This is a genomic window from Antribacter sp. NEAU-D49 (genome assembly GCF_057158775.1).
Genome location: NZ_JBXTSN010000019.1, coordinates 84,195 through 105,340, shown reverse-complemented (window position 1 = coordinate 105,340; position 21,146 = coordinate 84,195). Strand labels below are relative to the sequence as shown.

The 21,146-nt window shown below is 73.7% G+C and carries 25 protein-coding genes; 16 read left to right on the top strand and 9 right to left on the bottom strand.

Annotated features, from left to right (window positions below; genetic code table 11):
* The first annotated feature begins 90 nt into the window (after positions 1 to 90).
* Genes sp36 through AC060K_RS15365 form a run of 3 tightly spaced genes read left to right on the top strand, consistent with a single transcriptional unit; the run spans position 91 to position 924 of the window.
* The gene (sp36, locus tag AC060K_RS15375) at positions 91 to 258 is read left to right on the top strand and encodes a Sp36 family protein (protein ID WP_483766273.1); all 168 of its coding nucleotides are present in this window, start codon (positions 91 to 93) and stop codon (positions 256 to 258) included.
* Positions 259 to 263: 5 nt separating this feature from the next.
* Positions 264 to 731 (top strand): RidA family protein, encoded by a 468-nt coding sequence (locus AC060K_RS15370; protein WP_483766272.1) that lies wholly within the window; start codon positions 264 to 266, stop codon positions 729 to 731.
* Positions 732 to 759: 28 nt separating this feature from the next.
* The gene (locus AC060K_RS15365; protein ID WP_483766271.1) at positions 760 to 924 is read left to right on the top strand and encodes a hypothetical protein; all 165 of its coding nucleotides are present in this window, start codon (positions 760 to 762) and stop codon (positions 922 to 924) included.
* A 76-nt stretch (positions 925 to 1,000) separates the two neighbouring features.
* On the opposite strand, the gene AC060K_RS15360 is transcribed toward AC060K_RS15365, so the two are convergent.
* The 5 genes from AC060K_RS15360 to AC060K_RS15340 all read right to left on the bottom strand — a co-directional run bounded on the left by AC060K_RS15360 (position 1,001) and on the right by AC060K_RS15340 (position 6,204).
* Positions 1,001 to 1,678: a Crp/Fnr family transcriptional regulator gene (locus AC060K_RS15360; protein ID WP_125776348.1), complete on the bottom strand. Its 678-nt coding sequence runs from the start codon at positions 1,676 to 1,678 to the stop codon at positions 1,001 to 1,003.
* 183 nt (positions 1,679 to 1,861) lie between these two features.
* On the bottom strand, positions 1,862 to 2,986 hold the full coding sequence (locus AC060K_RS15355; protein WP_483766270.1) for a bifunctional 2-methylcitrate synthase/citrate synthase: 1,125 nt from the start codon (positions 2,984 to 2,986) through the stop codon (positions 1,862 to 1,864).
* A gap of 60 nt (positions 2,987 to 3,046) precedes the next feature.
* The gene (prpB, locus tag AC060K_RS15350) at positions 3,047 to 3,952 is read right to left on the bottom strand and encodes a methylisocitrate lyase (RefSeq protein WP_483766283.1); all 906 of its coding nucleotides are present in this window, start codon (positions 3,950 to 3,952) and stop codon (positions 3,047 to 3,049) included.
* The gene (locus tag AC060K_RS15345; RefSeq protein WP_483766269.1) at positions 3,952 to 5,484 is read right to left on the bottom strand and encodes an MmgE/PrpD family protein; all 1,533 of its coding nucleotides are present in this window, start codon (positions 5,482 to 5,484) and stop codon (positions 3,952 to 3,954) included. Before AC060K_RS15345 ends, prpB begins: the two co-directional genes overlap by 1 nt.
* A 30-nt stretch (positions 5,485 to 5,514) precedes the next feature.
* Positions 5,515 to 6,204, bottom strand: coding sequence for a GntR family transcriptional regulator (locus AC060K_RS15340; RefSeq protein WP_483766268.1), 690 nt, complete (start codon positions 6,202 to 6,204; stop codon positions 5,515 to 5,517).
* 84 nt (positions 6,205 to 6,288) lie between these two features.
* Between AC060K_RS15340 and nth the strand changes: the two genes are divergently transcribed.
* A complete protein-coding gene (gene nth, locus AC060K_RS15335) occupies positions 6,289 to 7,137 on the top strand; it encodes an endonuclease III (RefSeq protein ID WP_483766267.1) in 849 nt (282 codons plus the stop codon).
* Here nth and AC060K_RS15330 read toward each other — a convergent pair.
* A complete protein-coding gene (locus AC060K_RS15330; protein WP_483766282.1) occupies positions 7,088 to 8,002 on the bottom strand; it encodes an alpha/beta fold hydrolase in 915 nt (304 codons plus the stop codon). The two genes, nth and AC060K_RS15330, sit on opposite strands and share 50 nt — an antisense overlap.
* A gap of 140 nt (positions 8,003 to 8,142) precedes the next feature.
* A complete protein-coding gene (locus AC060K_RS15325; RefSeq protein ID WP_483766266.1) occupies positions 8,143 to 8,946 on the bottom strand; it encodes a winged helix-turn-helix transcriptional regulator in 804 nt (267 codons plus the stop codon).
* 291 nt (positions 8,947 to 9,237) lie between these two features.
* On the opposite strand from AC060K_RS15325, the gene AC060K_RS15320 reads away from it, so the two are divergent.
* Positions 9,238 to 9,972: a hypothetical protein gene (locus tag AC060K_RS15320; RefSeq protein ID WP_483766265.1), complete on the top strand. Its 735-nt coding sequence runs from the start codon at positions 9,238 to 9,240 to the stop codon at positions 9,970 to 9,972.
* 7 nt (positions 9,973 to 9,979) lie between these two features.
* Here the strand turns inward: AC060K_RS15320 and AC060K_RS15315 are convergent, their stop codons facing one another.
* Positions 9,980 to 10,639: a YceI family protein gene (locus tag AC060K_RS15315; protein WP_483766264.1), complete on the bottom strand. Its 660-nt coding sequence runs from the start codon at positions 10,637 to 10,639 to the stop codon at positions 9,980 to 9,982.
* Between the two features lie 178 nt (positions 10,640 to 10,817).
* Here AC060K_RS15315 and AC060K_RS15310 point away from each other — a divergent pair, with 178 nt between their 5' ends.
* Positions 10,818 to 11,276: a thioredoxin family protein gene (locus tag AC060K_RS15310; RefSeq protein WP_483766263.1), complete on the top strand. Its 459-nt coding sequence runs from the start codon at positions 10,818 to 10,820 to the stop codon at positions 11,274 to 11,276.
* Positions 11,273 to 11,749, top strand: a complete 477-nt coding sequence (locus AC060K_RS15305; protein WP_483766262.1) for a DUF4395 domain-containing protein — start codon at positions 11,273 to 11,275, stop codon at positions 11,747 to 11,749. The genes AC060K_RS15310 and AC060K_RS15305 overlap by 4 nt, the downstream gene beginning before the upstream one ends.
* Here the strand turns inward: AC060K_RS15305 and AC060K_RS15300 are convergent.
* A complete protein-coding gene (locus tag AC060K_RS15300; RefSeq protein WP_483766261.1) occupies positions 11,743 to 12,114 on the bottom strand; it encodes a DsrE family protein in 372 nt (123 codons plus the stop codon). The two genes, AC060K_RS15305 and AC060K_RS15300, sit on opposite strands and share 7 nt — an antisense overlap.
* Before the next feature lie 147 nt (positions 12,115 to 12,261).
* Between AC060K_RS15300 and AC060K_RS15295 the strand changes: the two genes are divergently transcribed.
* The 9 genes from AC060K_RS15295 (at position 12,262) to AC060K_RS15255 (ending at position 21,042) form a co-directional block, all read left to right on the top strand.
* The gene (locus tag AC060K_RS15295; protein ID WP_483766260.1) at positions 12,262 to 12,876 is read left to right on the top strand and encodes a heme-binding beta-barrel domain-containing protein; all 615 of its coding nucleotides are present in this window, start codon (positions 12,262 to 12,264) and stop codon (positions 12,874 to 12,876) included.
* Between the two features lie 55 nt (positions 12,877 to 12,931).
* Positions 12,932 to 14,092, top strand: a complete 1,161-nt coding sequence (ygfZ, locus tag AC060K_RS15290; protein WP_483766259.1) for a CAF17-like 4Fe-4S cluster assembly/insertion protein YgfZ — start codon at positions 12,932 to 12,934, stop codon at positions 14,090 to 14,092.
* Between the two features lie 64 nt (positions 14,093 to 14,156).
* Positions 14,157 to 15,275, top strand: a complete 1,119-nt coding sequence (locus AC060K_RS15285) for an FUSC family protein (RefSeq protein WP_483766258.1) — start codon at positions 14,157 to 14,159, stop codon at positions 15,273 to 15,275.
* A 64-nt stretch (positions 15,276 to 15,339) separates the two neighbouring features.
* Positions 15,340 to 15,747, top strand: coding sequence for a PadR family transcriptional regulator (locus tag AC060K_RS15280; RefSeq protein WP_483766257.1), 408 nt, complete (start codon positions 15,340 to 15,342; stop codon positions 15,745 to 15,747).
* Positions 15,747 to 16,724 (top strand): permease prefix domain 1-containing protein, encoded by a 978-nt coding sequence (locus tag AC060K_RS15275; RefSeq protein WP_483766256.1) that lies wholly within the window; start codon positions 15,747 to 15,749, stop codon positions 16,722 to 16,724. Before AC060K_RS15280 ends, AC060K_RS15275 begins: the two co-directional genes overlap by 1 nt.
* Positions 16,725 to 16,739: 15 nt before the next feature.
* Entirely contained in the window at positions 16,740 to 17,066 is a 327-nt protein-coding gene (locus AC060K_RS15270) for a DUF2516 family protein (RefSeq protein ID WP_483766255.1), read from the top strand.
* Between the two features lie 2 nt (positions 17,067 to 17,068).
* The gene (locus AC060K_RS15265) at positions 17,069 to 18,178 is read left to right on the top strand and encodes an asparaginase (RefSeq protein WP_483766254.1); all 1,110 of its coding nucleotides are present in this window, start codon (positions 17,069 to 17,071) and stop codon (positions 18,176 to 18,178) included.
* Positions 18,175 to 18,600, top strand: a complete 426-nt coding sequence (gene dtd, locus AC060K_RS15260; protein WP_483766253.1) for a D-aminoacyl-tRNA deacylase — start codon at positions 18,175 to 18,177, stop codon at positions 18,598 to 18,600. The genes AC060K_RS15265 and dtd overlap by 4 nt, the downstream gene beginning before the upstream one ends.
* A 168-nt stretch (positions 18,601 to 18,768) precedes the next feature.
* On the top strand, positions 18,769 to 21,042 hold the full coding sequence (locus AC060K_RS15255) for a LuxR C-terminal-related transcriptional regulator (RefSeq protein ID WP_483766252.1): 2,274 nt from the start codon (positions 18,769 to 18,771) through the stop codon (positions 21,040 to 21,042).
* The last annotated feature ends 104 nt before the right edge of the window (positions 21,043 to 21,146 follow it).

Sequence of the window (21,146 nt, the reverse complement as noted above, 5' to 3'; positions counted from 1 at the left end):
AGGTTACGGGTTTCGGCCCTTCAGGTGCGCCGCGAGCGGCCTGTCGGCCTGTGCAGGTCGTGTGGGGGATCGCGGGCTAGCATCAGCCACATGGCAACCACGTGGGAGTACGCGACGATCCCCCTCCTCATCCACAACACCAAGGCGATCCTCGACCAGTGGGGCTCCGACGGCTGGGAGCTCGTCCAGGTGGTCCCGGGCCCCGACGGCACCGGCCTCGTCGCCTACCTGAAGCGCCCGACCGGCGGACAGGGCTGACCGGGATGGGTCACGAGGCACGTCTCGCCGAGCTGGGCATCACGCTGCCCGACGTGGCGGCGCCCGTCGCGGCCTACGTCCCCGCGGTGCGCACCGGCAACCTGGTCTTCACCTCCGGGCAGCTGCCCTTCGTCGACGGCGCCCTGCCCGAGGCGGGCAAGGTCGGGCTCGGTGACGGCCTGGTGACCCCGGAGGACGCCGCGACCTACGCCCGGACCTGCGCGCTGAACGCGCTCGCCGCGGTCCGGTCGGTGACGGGCAGCCTCGATGCGGTGGCCCGGGTGGTCAAGGTCGTCGGGTTCGTGGCGAGCGACCCGTCGTTCACGGGGCAGCCCGCGGTGATCAACGGCGCGAGCAACGTCCTGGGCGAGATCTTCGGAGACGCCGGGGTGCACGCCCGCAGCGCCGTGGGCGTCGCGGCGCTGCCGCTCGACGCCCCGGTCGAGGTGGAAGTGATCGTCGAGCTGGCGTGACTGTCCTTCGTCTTCTGAGCGACCCAGGATGGCTGAACCGGACTCGCAGTGGAAGGCGTCCATGGACAAGAAGCAGGTCTTCGGTGCGGTCGTGCTCGCTGTCTTCGGCGTCGTGGTGATCGCAGCCATCGCACTGTTCTACTGGTTCATGGATGCGCTCGGGGATGCACTTGGGGGCGGTGGCACCATCTAGGTCACCGATGCCAGCCGACAGCGAAGCCCGCCTTCCGTACGGGAGGCGGGCTTCGTCGTCGTCGGGCCAGCCGTGCTTACCGCGCGCGGCGCTCCAGCCGGTCCAGGTCCAGCAGGACCACCGCGCGGCCCTCGCGCCGGACCCAGCCGCGGGTCGCGAAGTCGGCCAGGGCCTTGTTCACCGTCTCGCGCGAGGCGCCGACCAGCTGGGCCAGCTCCTCCTGCGTGAGGTCGTGGGCTACGCGGATGCCGTCGTCGTTGGGCTCGCCGAAGCGGGTCGAGAGGTCCAGCAGCGCCTTCGCGACGCGGCCGGGGACGTCGGAGAACACGAGGTCCGCGAGCGAGTCGTTCGTGCGGCGCAGCCGGCGCGCGAGCGCGCCGAGCAGGCGCATGGCCACGTTCGGGTGCTCCGCGACCCACTTCACCAGCGCGTCGTGGCGCAGCTCGTAGACCATCGCGTCGGACACGGACGACGCGGACGCCGTGCGGGGGCCCGGGTCGAACAGCGACAGCTCGCCGAACATCTCCCCGGGACCGAGGATCGACAGCAGGTTCTCGCGGCCGTCCGTGGAGCGGCGGCCCAGCTTGATCTTGCCCTGCGCGATGACATAGAGCCGGTCGCCCGGCTCGCCCTCGCGGAAGAGGACGTCGCCTCGGACCAGCTCCACGGGAACCATGGAGTCGAAGAGCGCACGGGTCTCCTCGCGGTCCATGTCCGCGAAGAGGGGGGCAGAGAGTACGACGTCGTCGTCCACCAGGGGTGTCCTCACGTGTCGGGGACTTTCGTCCATAAAGGTTTCCACCAACCAGTCTGCCTTACCTTGGCGAGTTTGCCGGGCATTAGGCGCCGCGGGCCGACGCCGGAGCCCGGGTTGGGCGGTTATGTCGCCTTCGCGTGGCCTGGTCCGGCCACGACGCTCCGGCCACCACGCTCCCGGCTACGGGACGTCCCGGCGCTCCGGGCCGACGTAGGCGCACACCGGCCGGATCAGCGCGTTGGCGGCGCGCTGCTCCATGACGTGCGCCGTCCACCCGGTCACCCGGGACGCGACGAACAGCGGCGTGAAGATGTTCGTGTCGAAACCCATGAGGTGGTACGCGGGTCCGGCCGGGTAGTCCAGGTTCGGCAGGATGTTCTTGCGCTCGGTCATGGCCGCCTCGAGCGACCGGTACAGGTCCAGGAGGTCCGGGCGGTCGTAGTGGGCCGCGAGGTCCTCGAGCACGCCGCGCATCGTGGGCACCCGGGAGTCGCCGTGCTTGTAGACGCGGTGACCGAAGCCCATGATCTTCTTCTTCTGGGCCAGCGCGTCGTCGAGCCACGCCTCGGCGCGGTCCGCCGAGCCGATCTCCTCGAACGTGGCCATGACCGCCTCGTTCGCGCCGCCGTGCAGCGGGCCCTTGAGCGCGCCGATCGCGCCGGTGACGGCCGAGTGGAGGTCGGCGAGCGTGGACGTGATCACGCGCGCGGTGAACGTCGACGCGTTGAACGAGTGCTCGGCGTAGAGCACCATCGACACCTCGAAGCCCTTGACCACGGTGGGGTCGGCCTCCTCGCCGAACGCCATCCACAGGAAGTTCTGGGCGTAGCCCAGGTCGTCGCGCGGCTCGACGAGGTCCTGGCCGCGGCGGCGGCGCTGGTCGAAGGCCACCACGGCGGGGAGCACGGCGAAGAGCCGCAGCGCCTTGGCGAGCTCGGCCTCCGGGGACGAGTCCTCGGCCTGCGGGTCATGGGCGCCCAGGACGGAGACCGCTGTGCGGCAGACGTCCATGGGGTGGCAGTCGAGGGGCAGCGCCTCGATCGCCGCGCGGACCTCCGGCGTCAGCGCGCGGTGCGCCCGCTCGACGGAGGTCTGGTCGGCGAGCTGGGCCGGGGTCGGCAGCTCGCCGTGCCACAGGAGGTACGCGACCTCCTCGAACGACGTGCGGGCCGCGAGGTCCTGGACCGGGTAGCCCCGGTAGAGCAGCGAGTTGGACTCCTGGTCGATCTTCGAGACGGACGTGGTGTCGGCGACCACGCCGGCAAGGCCCTTGCGGATCTCGGGGGTGGGTTCGGTGATCGTCATGCGGTCACTCCTTCGTGAGCGGCTCGGTGTCGGCGGGGGTGGTGCTGGTCGAGCGGGTGGTCAGGGTCGGTAGGTGAAGACCTGGTCGTCGAAGTGGTTGTAGCCCGCGTAGTCGACGAGCTCGTACAGGCGGGCCCGGGTCTGCATCTGCGGCACCAGGGCCTCCTGCGTGCCCGACGACGCGATCTCGTCGAGGGCGCGCTCCGCGGCCCCCATGGCGATCCGCAGCAGGGTCACCGGGTAGATGACGATGCGGGCACCGGCGTCGGCGAGCTGCTGCGCGGTGAACAGCTCGGACTTGCCGAACTCCGTCATGTTGGCGAGCACGGGGACGTCCAGGGCGGACGCCACGGCCTCGAACTCCGACAGGTCCGCCATGGCCTCCGGGAAGATCGCGTCCGCCCCGGCGTCGGCCAGGGCCTTGGCGCGGTCGATCGCGAGCCGCAGGCCGCGCTCGCCCGGCTCGGTACCGCGCACGTCCGTGCGCGCCATGATGAGGAAGTCGGGGTCGCGGCGGCCGTCGACGGCGGCCCGGACGCGCCGGACGGCGTCGGCCAGGCCCACCACCTCCTTGCCGTCGAGGTGCCCGCAGCGCTTCGGGTTGACCTGGTCCTCGACGTGGATGCCGGCCACTCCGGCGTCCTCCATGGTCTGCACGGTACGGGCCATGTTCATCGGCTCGCCGAAGCCGGTGTCGGCGTCGACCAGGGCCGGGAGATCCGTGACGCGGGCGATCTGCCCCGCCCGGCCCGCGACCTCGGTCAGCGTCGTCAGGCCGATGTCGGGCAGCCCCAGGTCCGCCGACAGCACCGCCCCCGAGACGTAGACGCCGTCGAAGCCCTTGTCCTGGATCAGACGTGCGGACAACGGGTTGAAGGCGCCGGGGAAGCGCAGGATCTCGCCAGCCGCGAGGCGCTCGCGGAACGCGCGCCGCTTCGCGGCGGGGGTGGTCCGGCTGAACAGCATCACGCGACCCCGAGATCGAAGAGGCCGCGCGGCGACCCGGCCGACTCGAGGAGGCCGGGCCGGGCGACGATCGTCAGCTCGCGGACCTCGGCCGCGGTGAGCTCCGGCAGCCGCTCGGCGAGGGCGAGGAAGCGCTCGATCTCCGCGTCCTCGAGGACGCCCGCCGCCAGCGTGCGGAACTTCGCGACGTACTGCGCGCGGGCGAAGGGCCGGGCGCCGAGCGGGTGGGCGTCGGCCACGGCGATCTCGCGCGTGACCACCTCGCCGCTCGTCAGCGTGATCTCGACACGGCCGCCGAACGCCTTCTCGGCCGGGTCCGTCGAGTGGTAGCGCCGGGTCCACTCCGGGTCCTCGGCGGTGGTGACCTTGCGCCACAGCTCGACCGTGTCGGGGCGCTGCGCGCGCTCGGGGGCGTAGGAGTCGACGTGGTGCCACCCGCCGTCCTGCAGCGCGACGGTGAAGATGTACGGCACCGAGTGGTCGAGGGTCTCGCGGGACGCCGTGGGGTCGTACTTCTGAGGGTCGTTCGCGCCCGAGCCGATCACGTAGTGGGTGTGGTGGCTGGTGTGCAGCACGATGCTCGCAACGGTGGCGGGGTCGCAGAGCTCGGGCCGCTCGGAGCCCAGGGCACGGGCCAGGTCGATGATGGCCTGCGCCTGGTACTCGGCGCTGTGCTCCTTCGTGTACGTGTCCAGGATGCCGGTGCGCGGCTCGCCCGGGGAGGGCAGGACGACGTCGTACGCGGCGTCCGGGCCGTCGAGCAGCCAGGCGACCACCCCGTCCTCGCCCTCGTAGACGGGCTCAGGGGACGTCTGGCCGCGCATGGCGCGGTCCACGGCCTCGACGGCGACCTTGCCGGCGAAGGCGGGGGCGTGGGCCTTCCACGTGGAGATCTGGCCCTTGCGGGACTGGCGGGTCGCGGTCGTGGTGTGCAGAGCCTGGCCGATCGCCTGGAACACCGTCTCGGTGTCCAGGCCCAGGAGCGTGCCGATGCCCGCCGCCGCGCTCGGCCCGAGGTGGGCCACGTGGTCGATCTTGTGCTTGTGCAGGCTGATCGCCTTCACCAGGTCCACCTGGATCTCGTAGCCCGTGACGATGCCCCGCACGAGGGCACGGCCGTCGCAGCCGGCGTGCTGGGCCACGGCCAGGATCGGCGGGATGTTGTCGCCGGGGTGGGAGTACTCGGCGGCGAGGAACGTGTCGTGGAAGTCGAGCTCGCGCACCGCCACGCCGTTGGCCCACGCGGCCCACTCAGGGCTGCTCGTCGCCTCGGGGGCGAGGCCGAACACGGTGGCGCCGGGCCGGTACGGGTGCGCCTGGGCCTGGGCCCGGGACGCGACGGCGGGCCCTCGGGTCAGGCTCGCCGCGGCCACCGCGGCGTTGTCGATCACGCGGTTGATCACCATGTCGACGACCTCGGGCGTGGGCTCCACCGGGTCGGTGGCAAGCTCCGCCAGCTTCCAGGCCAGCTGGTCCTTGCGGTCGAGGTTCTCGGCGCTCTTGTAGACGCGGAGGTGGTGGGAGTGCGGCATCGGTGCTCTCTTCTCGGGTGCTGTCCCCGGTCAGGGGGTCGTGGAGGTCCGGTCGGTCAGGGCCTGCTCGGTCATCTCGGCGCTGCGCTCGATGTGGGCGCGCATGGCGGCCTCGGCGGCGGCGGGGTCACCGCGCTCGACGGCGGCGGCGACCGCCCGGTGCTCGTCGACGTGGTCCGTGGTACCCGCCCTGCGCCGCGCGGCGAGCAGGCGGTACCGGTCCACGTGCCCTCGGATCTGGCGCAGCAGGGCCGAGCACCAGGCGTTGTCGGCGATGCGCTCGATCTCGCCGTGGAACTGCGCGCCGAGGCGCAGCACCTCGTCCTCGTGGCCGCGGACGGCCGCCATGAGGTCGACGAGGCGATGGAGCCGCTCGACGTCGTCCGGCGTGGCCCGTTCGCACGCCTCGGCGGTGAGCAGGCCCTCCAGCCGGGCGCGCACGGCCGACACCCGCCGGGCGTCCGCCAGGTCCAGCGGCGCCACCCGCACGCCGCCGGTCGGGAGCTCGTCGACGAGGCCCTCGGCCTGGAGCAGGCGGAGCGCCTCGCGGAGCGGGGTGCGGGAGACGCCGAGGCTGCCGCTGAGCAGCGGCTCGGTGAGACGCTCGCCCGGGGCCAGCGCGCCGGCGATGATGCGCTCGCGGAGCAGCTCGTAGACAGCCCGGGCGCCGGACTGCCTGCGGGGCGCAGGTCCGGGGAGGACCTGCTGCGGCGTCGTCATGGTGTTCACTCTCGCACCGTTGTGCACTTGTATACAACCCCGCGGGCGGCGCGGGTGTGGGTGGCCGTGGCTAGCCTGTCGGACATGACGGAGGACGGGACGACCGCGACCAGGCCGGGTACCGAGAAGGCCCCGGCGCCCGACGGCGCGCGCCGGTTCGCGGGGGAGAGCCGGCTGGCGCTCGTGCGCCGGGCCCGGCGCATCAACCGGGAGCTCGGTCTCACGTACCCGGACGCGAGGGCCGAGCTCGACTTCAGCACGCCGCTCGAGCTGCTGGTCGCCACGGTCCTGAGCGCCCAGACCACCGATGTCCGGGTGAACGCGACGACCCCCACCCTCTTCGCCCGCTACCCGGACGCCGAGGCGTACGCGTCAGCCGACCCGGACGAGCTCGAGCAGCTCCTCAAGCCGCTCGGCTTCTACCGCGCCAAGGCCAAGGCGCTGATGGGGCTCGGTACGGCCCTCGTCGAGCGGTTCGACGGCCAGGTACCGCCCCGGCTCGCCGACCTCGTGACGCTCCCCGGCGTCGGGCGCAAGACGGCCAACGTGGTGCTGGGGAACGCCTTCGGCGTACCGGGCATCACCGTGGACACGCATTTCGGGAGGTTGGCCCGGCGCCTCGGCTGGACCACCGCCGAGGACCCCGTGAAGGTCGAGGCCGAGGTGGGCGAGCTCATCCCGCGCCGCGAGTGGACCGACCTCAGCCAGCGGCTCGTGTGGCACGGCCGCCGGGTCTGCTTCGCGCGGCGCCCGGCCTGCGGGGCGTGCACGGTGCGGAAGTGGTGCCCGTCCTACGGCATCGGCGAGGTGGATCCCGCGAAGGCGGAGCTCATGGTGAAGACCAGCCCGGTGCGGCCCGTCCCGGACCGGCTCACGGACGTCGTCACTGCTCCGCAGCCGCCCGAGGGAGCCAGTCCAGCAGGATCTGCGTGACGGCGTCGGGCGCCTCCTCGGGAAGGAAGTGCCCGGCGCCACGCACCAGCTCGAAGCGGAAGTCTCGCGCGAGCACGGCGGCGTCGGCGTCGGCGACGTCCCGGCGCAGCAGGCCGTCCTGCGCCCCGTGCACCTGCAGGGCCGGGACGACGACGGGCCGGCGGAGCGCGGCGAGGTACCGGCGGCCGGCCGGGCGCGACCGGGACCGGACGGACCAGCGCAGGGCCTCCATCGCGGTGTGTGCGGCGAACGGGATGCGGACCACGTCGCGATAGCTCGCCACGACGTCCTTGTCGAAGGGTGACGCGGCGCCCGAGGCCAGCACGCGGTCCACGAGGTCGGCGCGGACGAGCGCCCGCTCCGGGAGCGTCGGCACCTGGTAGAAGGCGAGCTGCCGGCGCGCGACCGGCGTGAGGAGCGAGTACGGCGACACGCGCACGCCGCTGGGGTGCGGCGCCGCGAGCGCGGCCACCGCAGCGGTCACGTCGGGCTGCAGCGCGGCCATGGCCCAGGCGAGCGTCCCGCCCTGACCGTGGCCGACGACGACCGCCCGCTCCCGGCCCAGCGACCGGATGACCCCCGCGACGTCGCTGGTCCGGGTCGGTGCGTCGTAGCCCCACGGCGGCTTGTCCGACGCGCCGGTGCCTCGCAGGTCCATCGCCGCGACCCGGTACCCGGCGTCGGCGAGGGCCGGCATCTGGTGCCGCCAGGTCCACCAGAACTGCGGGAAGCCGTGCAGCAGGACGACCAGCGGCGCGCTCCGGTCGTCCGGGCCGGTGAGCGCGACGTGGAACCGCGATCCGTTGGCGGGCACGAACTCGTGCCGCCACGGTCCGTCGACCAGGGCGGAGGTGTAGTCGCTCATCGTGGCCGAGGTCACCGGCTGCCGTGCGGGCGCGGAACGATTCGGGTCCGCGTCAGTGCGCGCGGTGGCGCTGTCGACTGCCGTCACGGGAACGAACCTACGCGGCATCCGGCGGGGTCGGCCACCGGCGCGCGGAGGGGTCAGCCACCTGCAGGGGCTGGAGCCGCTGTCTCGGCGGTCGTGGTGGGACCGGCGGGAGTCCCCGGACCGGAGCCCGTGCCCGAGGTGCCGGGTGCGCCGGAGGAGGCTCCGTCGTCGGCCGCTCGCTGCTCCTTGGGCGGGTCGAAGCGATAGCCGACGTTGCGGACCGTGCCGATGAGCTGCTCGTGCTCCGGGCCGAGCTTGGCGCGCAGGCGACGCACGTGGACGTCGACGGTGCGGGTGCCGCCGTAGTAGTCGTAGCCCCAGACCTCCTGCAGCAGCTGGGCGCGCGTGAAGACGCGGCCCGGGTGCTGGACCAGGTACTTGAGGAGCTCGAACTCCTTGTAGGTCAGGTCGATGGGGCGGCCGCGGAGGCGGGCGGTGTAACCGCCGGCGTCGATGGCGAGCTCGCCGGCGGAGATCTCCTGCTGGCTCTCCTCGGCGGGGCCCCTGGCGGAGCGCTCCACCACCAGGCGGAGGCGCGCCTCGACCTCGGCGGGGGACGCGTTCTCGAGGAGGAGGTCGTCAGCGCCCCACTCGTGCGTGACGACCGTGAGGCCACCCTCCGTGAGCACCAGCACGAGCGGGACGGTGAGGCCCGTGGCGTGGAGGAGTCGGCAGGTGGTGCGCGCCGCGACCAGGTCGCGGCGGGCGTCGAGGAGGACGACGTCTGCGTCAGGGGCGTCGACGAGGGCCGACGGCTCCATGGGCAGGACCCGGACACGATGGGACAGAAGCCCCAGTGCTGGAAGCACCTCGGCCGAGCCCCCCGTCGCGGGAGTGAGGATCAACAGCTCAGCCATACTCGACGCACCTCCTCTCGGACCGGCGCCATGCAACCGTCCCGGCTCGACAACATCCGCGCGAGCGACGTCGCCCCGTAGCCTCCGTGGCTTCCGGAAGTCTGCCTTGTTGCTTGTTGCGTGCATGTTACACGCCCTTTTCCTTCCTACCACGGTGCTGGTCAGAGCCGCGTGAGTTGGTTGTGACATGGTCGTCATGAGGGGTGTCCGGGCCCTGTGCGGGGCCTTGCCAGACCCTGGAAGGGGCGTGGGGGAGCGATGGCGCCCGCCCGATCTGGGACACTCGGGGTCGTGTCCGTCTCAACCCGTGCCGTCGTCACCGCCGCGCTCGCCGCCGGCGTGGCCGCCGCGGCCTACGTCAGCACGCTGGCGCTCGCCGGAGCCGCCGTCGCCCTCGTCGTCCTGCTCGCGCTGGGATGGCCAGGCCTCCTGCGGCTGCCGGCCGAAGGTGGCACCCGCCTCGTCGTGATGCTCGCCGGCATCGGTTCGGTCGCCGTCGCGTACGCGACGCCGGGGGAGCCCGTGCTGAGGTACCTGCCCATGGTGCTGGCTGCCGGCATGGTGCTCGCGTTCCTCTCCGAGATGATGCGCCGGGGCGGGCGTCCCCGGCTGGTGGAGTCGGTCTCCGGCTCCGTCGCCGGGGTGGTGGTCGCTCTTGCGTGCGCGGGCTGGGTGGCGGCAGGCCGGTCCGAGGCCGGTGCGGCGCTCGTGGTGACGAGCGCCGCCGCGATCGCCCTCGCCGCGGCGCTGTCCGCGGTACCGCTCAAGGGCTGGGCCAGGCTCGCGGTCACCCTCGGCGGGGCGGTCGTCGCGGGCGGGGCGGTCGGGACCGTCCTGCCGAACATCGACACGGTGAGCGGGCTCTGGTCCGGCGTGGTGGCCGGCCTGGTGGTCGGGGCGCTGCACCTGCTGCTCGAGCAGCTGCCCGCACTGCGGCGCCGGCTTCCCAGCCTGTCCGCGAGCGCTCTGCCCGTGGCGGTGGGCGGCATCCTCGTGTTCGTCGTGGGCCGGATGGTCGTGGGCTGAGGCCGCGTCAGGCCTGACGGATCGCCTCGCCGGCGATCTCGATCCGGACCTTCTTGGCGACCAGCACACCGCCGGTCTCGAGGGCGACGTTCCAGAGCAGGCCGTAGTCCTCGCGGTCGATCTCGCAGGTGGCGCTGAACCCGAAGATGTCGCGTCCGTAGGGGTCGCGCCGGGCGCCCCCGTACTGGAGCTCGAGCTCGACCGGGCGCGTGACGCCCTTGATGGTCAGCTCGCCGGGGACGACGAAACGGCCGGTGGCGTGGTCGGGCTCACCGAGGTTCGCCGGGCGGTGGCCGGAGGCGTTCGCCTTGAGCCGAGCCCAGGAGAAGATCGGGTCCACCTGGTCCTTGAGCTTCATGCCGGTGCTGCGGAACTCGATGGTGGGGTGCTCCGCCACGTCCAGGAAGTCGGGGCTCGCCAGGTGGGCGTCCCGCTCGGGGTTCAGCGTGTTGATCGTCGAGGCGACGATGGTCGCGCTGATCTGCGAGGAGAGCGGGTCCTCCGTCACGTGCACCGTGGCCGACCCGTCACCGAACTCGCCGCGGACCGGGCTGACCATCATGTGCATGGCCAGGAAGCCGAGTCTCTTGTGCGCGGGGTCCAGGGTGTAGACGCCAGGGGCGGGGATCACCAGTCCGTTCCAGGACCTGGTGGGAAAATCGTCCATTACCACACATTCCCCCCAGAAGATATTTCGCTCGGGCAACGTATCACGCACGATCGAGATAGTTGAAAGCCGTTCAGATCTCGACCGCGGCGGGCCGTGCGCCGCCAGGGGCGTGGAGTGGGCCAGAATGGTGCGGCGGCCGGGCCGCTGACGTGGCAGGACGTCCAGGGGGAGAGGTATGGCAGACGGATTGGTGATGCTCGCGGTGGTGATGGTGATCACGGCGGCGATCGGCGTGTGGTGGTCGCGTCGCCAAGGAGCGGTGCGGGCGCGGCCCGCCGCGACCGCCCGCGACTGGACGGACCAGGGCGTCGTCCTGGGCGCCCGGGCCACCTTCCTCCAGCTCTCCGCCGCGGTGTGCGCCCCCTGCCGTGCGACGGCCCGCGTGCTCGGCGAGCTCGCGGACGGCCACGCCGGTGTCACGCACCGGGAGCTCGACGTGGACGAGGACCTCGACCTGGTGCGGGAGCTCGGCGTGCTGCGCACGCCCACGGTGCTCGTGCTCGACCCTTCGGGCCGCGAGGTGGCGCGGATGAGCGGCGCAGTCTCTCGCAGGCAGGCGGTGGAGGCGCTCAGCACGGTGGACGACCTGACGATGGACGACCTGACGATGGATCACGGAAGGACGCGCAGGTGACGCGGACGGGTACGGCGGACGGTACGGCGCTGGGGATCGACCCCCGCGGGCCGCGGTTCGGCGCGGGAGTGACGGCTGCCCTGCTGGCCGTCGTGGTGCTGCTCGGCGCGAGCACGGCAGGACTGGTGCTCCTGGCGGTCGTGGCCGCCGGGTTCCTGCTGGGCACGCTCCGCGGGGCGGAGGGGACCTGGCAGGGGTGGGTCTTTCGCCGGTTCGTGCGACCGCGGCTCGCACCCTCCAGCGAGGTGGAGGACCGTCGGCCGCCCCGCTTCGCGCAGGGGGTGGGCCTGCTCGTGACGGGCGTGGGCGTCGTGCTCGGGCTGTCCGGGGTTCTCGTCGCCGTGCCGATCGCGGCCGCTGTCGCGTTCGTCGCGGCGGCGCTCAACGCCGTCGTCGGGCTCTGCCTCGGGTGCGAGCTGTACCTGCTGCTGCGCCGGGTGCGGCCCGGCTCCAGGCCGGGCGGCGCTCAGTAGACGATCGCCTGGGCCCCTTCGCGGAGGATCTCCTCCGCGAAGACCGCGGCTCCGGCGATCCGGATGCCGGGCAGCACGTCGGCCTCGGTGAGCTGCCGCCGGGCGGCGCACTGGGTGCACAGCGTGACGGTGCCGGCCTCGAGGATCGTCGCGAGCAGGTCGGGCAGCGGGGCGGCGTGCTCGAGCGCGAGGTCGGCTGCCCGGCCGGGCACGGCGAACCACGCGGACTCGCCGGTGAGCCACAGGCTGACCTCCGCGCCGGCGACGGCGGCGGCGGCCGCGACGGTGAAGGCCTGGTTGGTGGCCTCGGGCCGGTCGAGGCCCAATGTGGTCTTGATCACCAGGGAACGAGGGGTGCTGGTCATGGCGGAAGCGTAGGCACTGGCGGTTAGGATCGTCGTCATGTACCACACGCTCGAAGCTGTCTTCATCGGCCTCCTGATCGCGGCGACGCTGACGATCACCTGGTTCGCCGGGTACGTCGTCTACAAGCTGTTCTCCGGCCAGCGCTGATGCCTTTCACGTTCCCGGAGGGCCTCGCGCCGGAGGTCTACCCCCTCGCGTGGCTCGTCGGTAGCTGGCGGGGCGAGGGCGTGATCGAGTACCCCGGCATCGACCGGCGCACGTTCGTGCAGGACCTGGTCTTCGACCACGACGGCGGTCCCTACCTGCGCTTCGAGTCGACGCTGCGCGTGCTGGACGCCGAGGTGCCGGAGCGGGTCCCCGCCGACGGCGAGTGGCCGGAGCCCGTGGCCGACCCGACGGACGGCGACGACGCCGCTCCGGTGGCGCCCACGCCGAACGACGCGGGGACGGTGTGGTCCACCGAGACCGGTTACTGGCGCGTCTCCACGGACCGCCCTGACGGCCTGGAGGAGAACCGGCACGCCGTCGAGGTGCTCGTCACCGACGCCTCCGGCCGGCTGAGCCTCTACCTGGGCGCCGTGGGCAACGGCCGCATCGACCTGGCGACGGACTTCATCGCCCGCACGTCGACCGCGTCGGTGGTGAGCGCGTCCAAGCGGCTGTACGGCCTCGTCGAGGGACGGCTCCTCTGGGTCGAGGAGCTGGCCGCGTTCGGTGAGCCCCTGCGTTCCTACGCGTCGGCGGAGCTGGACCGGCTGTGACGCGGCTGCCGGGAATGGCGGCACCCCGTCCGACGCTGCACGGTAGGTGACCCTCATGACCGACTACACGAGCCCCCTCCTGGCCCGCCACGGCGCAGTCGCCGCGACCGGGCCCGACGCTGGGATCGCCTGGCACTACGGCGACCCCGTCGCGGAGCAGCGCGCGCTGGCGCGCGGCGGCGCGGTGGTGGACCAGTCTCACCTGGGCGTGGTCCGTGTCGCGGGGCCCGACCGCCTGGGCTGGCTGCACTCGATCACCTCGCAGGACCTCGCGGACCTGCGCCCCCGGCAGTCCACCGAGCTGCTCGTGCTGTCGCCGCAGGGCCACCTCGAGCACGCCGCGTCGGTGGTCGACGACGGCGAGGCCACCTGGCTCGTCACGGAGCCCTCGCACGCGCCCGAGCTGGCTGCCTGGCTGCAGCGCATGAAGTTCATGATGCAGGTCGAGATCGCCGACGTGACCGCCGAGTACGCGGCGATCGGTGAGGCCGTCGACGCCGAGGGTGCCGAGGGCGAGCCGGTCACCTGGCGCGACAGCTGGCCGCGGGTCACGGGGGGCGGCACCCGGTACGGGCCCGCCGAGTCCGAGCACCCGGGCATGCAGCGCCCGTGGCGCCTCGTCCTGGTCCCGCGCGACCGGCTGGAGGCCGCCGTCGCCGAGCGGGAGGCGACCGGCTGGCGGCTCGCCGGGACCTGGGCCACGGAGGCGCTCCGCGTCGAGGCCTGGCGCCCCCGGCTGGCGCGCGACGTGGACCACCGGTCCATCCCGCACGAGCTCGACTGGCTGCGCACCGCGGTCCACCTGCACAAGGGCTGCTACCGCGGCCAGGAGACCGTGGCCCGGGTGCACAACCTCGGCCGCCCGCCCCGCCGCCTGGTGATGCTCCACCTCGACGGCTCGGGGCACCTGATGCCCGAGCCCGGTGCGGAGGTGCGGCTCCGTGCAGAGGGCGACGACCCGGCGTCGGGCAAGGTGGTGGGGACGCTGACGTCGATGGCGCGCCACCACGAGCTGGGCCCCATCGGCCTCGCGGTGGTCAAGCGCAGCGTCCCGGAGGACGCGGAGCTGCTCGTGCTGTCCGACGCCGGGGGCTCGCCCCTGCAGGTCGCGGCCGCGCAGGAGGTGGTGGTCCCGGGCGACGGTGTGTCGGTGGACCGGCCGCAGCCGCGAGGCCCCGTCACCCCTGGCCTGCGGGGACCCGGCAGCCTGATCTGAGCCCGGGCCGGGCTGTGACGCACGTCGTGTGGCCTGCGGTGCCTGGGCCCGCAAGGATGCTCGTGTGAGTGCGCTCCCCGGTCCGGCCGACGACGTGCTCCGCCGCGCCATGCGGTCCCTCGTGCTGCGGACCCGGGCGCGCCAGGGCTGGACGCGGACGCGTGCCGGGCTCGTGCCTATCGGGCAGGCGGCCCTGGCCGCCGGCGCGGCGTATGCCGTGGCGGTCCACGTGCTGGGCCACCCGATGCCGTTCTTCGCCCCGGTCGCCGCCTGGATCTGCCTCGGTTTCACGGCCCAGCGCGACGTGCGGCGCGTGGCGGAGCTGGCTGTGGGCGTCGCCGTCGGCGTGGGCATGGGCGACCTGGTGGTGCACCTGATCGGGTCCGGCTGGTGGCAGCTCACGGTCGTCCTGTTCTTCTCGGCGCTCGTCGCCCGGTTCATCGACCGTGGCGCCCTGCTGGTCACCCAGGCGGGGGCACAGGCGATCATCGTGGTAGGCCTCCCGGCCGTCTCCGGGGGTCCGGTGGGCCGCTGGACCGACGCCCTCGTGGGTGGCGCCTTCGCCCTGCTCGTCGCCGTGCTGACCCCTGGTGACACGCGTCGCCGGCCGCGGGCGCTGGGTGAGCGTGCGCTCGTCGAGCTGGCGCAGACCCTTGAGACGCTCGCCCGCGGGCTGCGCTCCCGCGACGAGGACGACGTGGCGGCGGCGCTCGTGCGCGGGCGGGCCTCGGAGCCGGTCCTGGACGAGTGGCTCGAGGCGTCCCAGGGAGCGCGCGAGCTTGCCCGGGTGAGCGTGGGCCGGGTGCACCGCACCGAGCTCGCCCGGCTCGAGGTGCAGGCGGTGCTGGGCGACCGGGCGATGCGCAGCGTGCGTGTCCTGGCCCGCCGGGCGCAGCCTGTGGTGCGCGCCGGTACGCACGACCTGGGTCCTGTCGCGGACCTGGTCGAGCGGTTCGCGGCGGGCGTGCGGCTGCTCGCGTCCGCCGTCGCCACGAACGGCGACGCGGCGCCCGCGCGACGCCTCCTCACGGAGGCCGCCGCGCACGCCGACCCGCGGGGCGTGGGCGAGGGGGACTGGCAGGTCCAGTCGCTGGTCATGCTCCTCCGTTCTCCGCTGGTCGACGTCCTTGAAGCCGCAGGGGCGTCCCCGGGCGCGGCGCGGGACGCCCTGCCCGAGCTGTAGCCCCCTCCGCGGGATCCGGCGGAGACCGTTGTGGTCAGGTACTTGATCAGATACAGTACCTGTCGTGATCGAACGACGCGAGACCAGCCCGGACGGGGGACCACCCGTCACCACCGTCGAACGCGCGCTCGCCGACGCCTTCGCCGCCGACCTCCTGCGGGGCCACACCGACACGATCGTGCTCGGCTCCCTGCGCTCGGGGGACCGCTACGGCTTCGAGATCTACAAGGCCATCCGCGAGGCGACCGGCGGCCGGTACGAGATCAAGGAAGCCACTCTCTACGCCACCTACCGCCGCCTCGTGAAGGACGGTCTGGTGGAGGCCTACTGGGGCGACGAGTCGCAGGGCGGCCGCCGCAAGTACTACCGGATCACCGACGCCGGCCGTGCCGTGTACCGCCAGAACGTCGCCGCCTGGGTTGCCACCCGCGGCATCATCGACTCCCTCCTCGACCAGAAAGGTGCGCGCTGATGACTTCGCAGAGCACGTCCGTCCACAGGCTTCTCGACGAGGCCTTCTCCGGCCTCCCGATGACGCCCGACACGCAGGACCTGAAGGAGGAGATCCGGGCCAACCTCGTCGCCCGGGTGGCGGAGCTGCAGGCTGACGGCCTCACGGGCGAGGAGGCGGCGCGGCGCGCGGTCGACGAGCTGGGCGACGTCCGGTCGCTCGTGGAGAGCGAGAGCACCGGCGCGGGCCCCCAGGACCGGCGCCCCGCGCAGAGCGCCGGGGCCGACGTCGCGGCCGAGATCGCGCGCAACCGCGTCCGGCCCCGGCCGGCGTTCGTGCTCGGGACCGTCGTCGCGGCCTTCGTCCTGGCCGGGTCGGTCGCGACGGTGCTCCTCTCCGCAGGACTGGCGTCGGTGCGCGACGCCGGCCCCTGGTTGGCCCTGGCGGTCGCGGCCGTCGCGGCCGTCGCGCTCGGCTGGATCGTGTCCTCGTCCCTCGCGCAGGAGACGTCCCGCAACTTTCCGATGCCTCGGCGCCGTGCGGTGCTGTTCGGCACGGGCTGGGCGATCGTGCTGTTCGGGGCCCTGCTCGCCTACGTCCGGATCGCCTTCGACGACGCCCCGTGGCCGCTGGCAGAGCTCGGTGCGGTGGGCTCGGGAGTGGTCGTCGTCGCCCTCGTCGTGGTCGGCGTCCTGGTGCTCGTGCACTCCGTCGCCACCTCGACCAACCGGCGCAAGCCCTGGGTCCTCCGCCTCGAGGCGGAGCACATGGACCTGGGCAACCGGTTCGAGCGCGACCCCGCGGCTGCCGCACGCTTCGGCATCTACACAGCCGTCACGTGGACCCTCACGGGCGTCACCGCCGTGGTCGTGGGGAGCACGGTCGGCTGGCAGTGGGTGTGGCTCCCGGGGGTGGCCGGGTGGGTCGTCTTCATGCTGATGCTCGCGACGATGCTCTTCGGGCGAGGCGCCCAGGGGCAGAACGCCGAGCGAGGGTGACGTAGGCTCTGAGCCGTGTTCGGAGCCCTGCAGCAGCTCGTGTTCATCGTCCTCGCCATCGTGGTCTTCGTCGTGCAGGTGGTGGCTCTCGTCGACGCCGTACGGCGTCCCGCCCGAGGATTCGAGGCGGAGGGCAAGCTCACCAAGCCGATCTGGCTGATCATCCTGGGTGTGGCCGCGGCCTTCGGCCTCCTCGGGCTGCCACCGGCCGGCTACACGTCCAGCTCGTTCCTCAACGTCCTCGCGGTCGTCCCGGCGATCATCTACTGGGTCGACGTGCGGCCGCGTCTCAAGGAGTACGGCCCCGGCCGCGGTAGCGGCGGCTCGCGGGGCGGGTGGTGAGAGTGTCCGAGTCCACTGTGGACGAGGCGCTGGACCTGCCGCTGGCCGTCGTGCCGGGGACCGTCCTCGACGGGGCCGCGCCCCTTGCCGAGGTGGTGCGGGGCGACCTGGTCGAGTCGGTCCACCTGGGGCACCTGGTGGTTCTCGACCCGGCGGGCGAGCCGCTGCTGACGGTGGGCAACCCCGGCGCGATCATCTGGCCGCGGTCGTCCGTGAAGCCGCTGCAGCTCGTCGCGATGCTGCGCTGCGGCCTGGACCTCCCGGACCGGCTGCTCGCCCTGGCGGCGGCGAGCCACAACGGGGAGGCCGTGCACCTGGACGGGGTCCGCGAGATCCTCGCGTCGGCCGGGCTCACGTTCGCGCACCTCCGCAACACGCCCGACCTGCCCCTCTATCCGCCCGCCGCGCTGGCGTGGCAGGTCGAGGAGCTGCGCGAGGGGCGTGAGGGGCCCGCGTCGCTCACGCAGAACTGCTCGGGCAAGCACGCGGCGATGCTCGCGACGTGCGTGGTCGCCGGCTGGGACACCACCGACTACCTCAACCCCGAGCACCCGCTGCAGCAGGTGATCCGGAGCACCATCCTCGAGCTGACCGGCGACGCGCCCGAGTCGCTGCACCTCACCGTGGACGGGTGCGGCGCCCCGCTGTTCTCCACGTCCGTCACGGGGCTGGCGCGGGCCTTCGCCGACATCGCCTCGGCGGCGTCGCAGGACCCGGCGTCGCCGGAGGGCCGTGCGGCGCGCGCCGTGTCGGCCTACCCGGAGATGGTGGGCGGCACGGGTCGTGACGTCACCCTCGCGATGCAGGCGGTGCCGGGCCTCGTCGCCAAGGACGGCGCCGACGGCGTCTACGCGGCCGGTCTGGCCGACGGCACGGCGCTCGCGTTCAAGGTCCTCGACGGCGACAAGCGCCCCCGTCCGGCGGTGCTCGCCGCCGCCCTGCGTGCGGCCGGTGCGACCCGGCTCCCGGGCGCGTACCCCGGCGGGCTCGACGCACTCGGGCGCGTTCACGTCCTGGGCGGCGGGCAGCCGGTGGGCGAGGTGCGCGCGGCGTTCGGCGTCGGCGACCTCCGTCCGGAGGCCGCGGACCCGCAGGACCAGCAGCCGCGATGAGGGCCGTGGTCCAGCGTGTGACGCGGGCGAGCGTCTCGGTCGGCGGCGAGGTCGTGGGCGCGATCGACCGGCCGGGTCTCCTGGTGCTCGTGGGCGTCACCCACGACGACGGGCGCGCCCAGGTCGAGACCATCGCCCGCAAGGTCGCCGAGCTGCGCATCCTGCGCGACGAGCGGTCGGCGTCGGAGGCGGGCGCTCCCGTCCTGGTCGTCAGCCAGTTCACGCTCTACGGCGATGCGCGCAAAGGCCGTCGTCCCACGTGGAACGCCGCCGCCCCCGGCCCGGTGGCGGAGCCGCTCGTCGAGGCGGTCGTGGCGGACCTGCGCGCCCGCGGCCTCGAGGTCGCGACCGGCCGTTTCGGGGCCGACATGGCGGTCGAGCTCGTCAACGACGGACCGGTCACGATCCTCCTGGAGGCGTGAGCCTGAGTCCCGGCAGGGCCCGGGCCGGCTTGACACCCGTGTCAAGATCCGTCCGGTACAGGTGTTCAGCACGCGGTACGGACCGGTCCAAAGGTGGGTCGGTCATGCGCGTGAAACGTTCGGTCGTGATACTTGCGAGCACCGTGAACGAATCCGGGAGGCTCGACGATGACTGACCTGGCACGTGAGGCGGAGGCGCTCGCCCTGCTCACGGCGGAGTGTCGCCATCCCGTGGCGCCCCATGTGGCTGCCCAGCTGACGCGCCTCGTGGGGCACGACCCCGCCTGCCTGATCGAGACCGCCGCGGTCCTCACCCCCGAGCACCTCGCGGGCACGGCGATGCTTCCCGACCCGCTCCCGGTCGTGCCGGCGGTCCGGGCGGCCGTGGAGCCGCTGGTGCTGGACGACGAGGCGCGCCGCCTGCTCGTCGTCGCCGCGATCGCCGTGGTGGACCGCACCGAGGTGCTCCTCGCGGCGTCGGGAACCAGCATCGACGCCCTGCTCAGCGGCCCCGCGGCCCCCCACCTCACCCTCGCCGCCGGTCGTTTCGCCTTCCGTGACCTGCGGATCAGGTCGGTCGTCCACGGCGATGCCGACCTTGCGTCGCGGACCGCTGTGCACGCCGCGCTCGCCCGGGTCCACCGGGCCGCGGGGGAGCCGATGACCGCCCTGTGGCACACGGCGCTGAGCACGATCGCCGGCGACGCGCTGCTCGCCGACGGCCTCGTCGAGGTCGCGGAGCAGCACCTGGCGCGCGGCGACGTGCGGCGGGCGCACGAGGTCGCGCGCGAGGCGGCGAGCCATGGCACGGGCCCCGTACGAGCGCGCGCCTTCGCCGTCGCGGGACGCGCGGCGCTCTGGGCCGGTCAGGTGCACGACGCCGTCACGTGGTTGCGCCGGGCCGCCGACCCCGGCACCGGAGGGGGACCGCGCGGGGCCCAGGCACCGCGCGGCGCCGCCCCGCACCTCGCGGCCGGCCGGACCGGGCGCGAGCCGAGCGACGCCGGCCCGCTGGCAGCCGCGCTGGCGGTCCTCGACGCGCCGACGCCGTCCGCGGGACCGCACCACCTCGCCACGCTGGCGGCTCCGCTGCTCGCGGCTGCCGAGCCGGAGGCCGACCGGGCCGCCCTCGACGCTGCGCGGCGTGCCCTGCTCCTCGCTCACGACGCTCCCGGCGAGGCGGGGGCTCTGCTCGCCCGGACGGAGGCCTCGCTGAGTCCGGCGAGGCGGTCGGGCTGCTGGTTCGACGGCCCCGACGCCGCCATGACCCCGCTCGCCGAGGCGCACCTGCGGGTGGCGCAGGTGATGCTCGCGCTCCGGTCGGGGGACGCCGGCCACGCCGCCGAGCTTCTCGAGGAGGCCGCCGACACGGTCCCCGTCGCCCTCGCCTTCGGCGGGCTCGGGGTGGCGCTCGCCCGCCGGCTCGACCTGGTGCGGCGAGGAGAGGTCGGCGTGGTGGCGACGGCGCTCGAGGCGTCCGTGCCCGGCACGGTCGCCCCGCCGGTGCGTGCCGCGATCCTGGGCGACCGGGCGCTGGTGTCCGCGTACGCGGGCCGTCACGCGCAGGCGGCGACCCTCCTGACGCTCGCCGCCGAGCGCGGCGGCGAGGACCTGCGAGCCCTCTGGCTCCCCACGCCGGACCCCGTCGAGCTCTACGTCCTCGCCGGTCAGCGCCGCGCCGCGGCCCAGGTGCTCGCGCGGCTCCGGGGCAGCCTCGCCCAGCTGGGCGGCCCGGGCGGCCGCGGGGCCACGCTGCCCGACGGCGCCCGCTCGATCCCGGCAGACACCGGAGCGCCCGCCACCACCGGAGCGCCCGGCGGGACCTCGCCCCGGCAGCGTGGCGTGCTCCGCAGGACCCTCGACGTCGCCCGTGCCGAGGTGGTGCTCGCAGACGCGGCCGGTCTCTCCCGGGCCTGCGAACGGGCCGTCAGCGTCTCGCTCCTGGTGGGCTCCACGCTGGAACGGGGCATGACCGAGCTCGTCGCGGGCCGGGCCTACGCGCGGCTCGGCGCTGCCGAGGAGGCGGCCTCGCACCTGCTGGCCGCCCGAGAGCTCTTCGGCGAGTCGGGCGCCGGCGTCTGGTCGGCGGTCGCCGAGCGCGCCCTCGCCCAGCCCGCGCAGCGGCCGGGCCCTGCCGACCCGGTCGTGCCCGGCCCAGGGGAGCGACGCGGTGAGGCGCCGGCGGACCTGGCGTCCGCCGTCGTGCCGGGTGGGCGGGAGGCCGCTCCCGCAGCCGAGGCGGCCTGCGCCGCGTGGGCCGACGTGCTCACCGAGCGGGAGCTCGACGTGGCCCGTCTGGTGGTGCAGGGGAAGGCGAACCGGGAGGTGGCCGAGACGCTGTACGTCTCGGTGCGGACGGTCGAGGTGCACCTGGGGAGGGTGTTCCGAAAGCTGGGCGTCCGGTCGCGGACGGAGCTCGTGGTGCTCGCCCACCGGGCGTGACGATCCGTCACCTACGGGTTTACCCGTACGCGGGCCCAAGATCCGCATTCATGATGTGGGGAACACTGATTCATTAGATAGGAACCTGTCCTTACTTTCGTCTC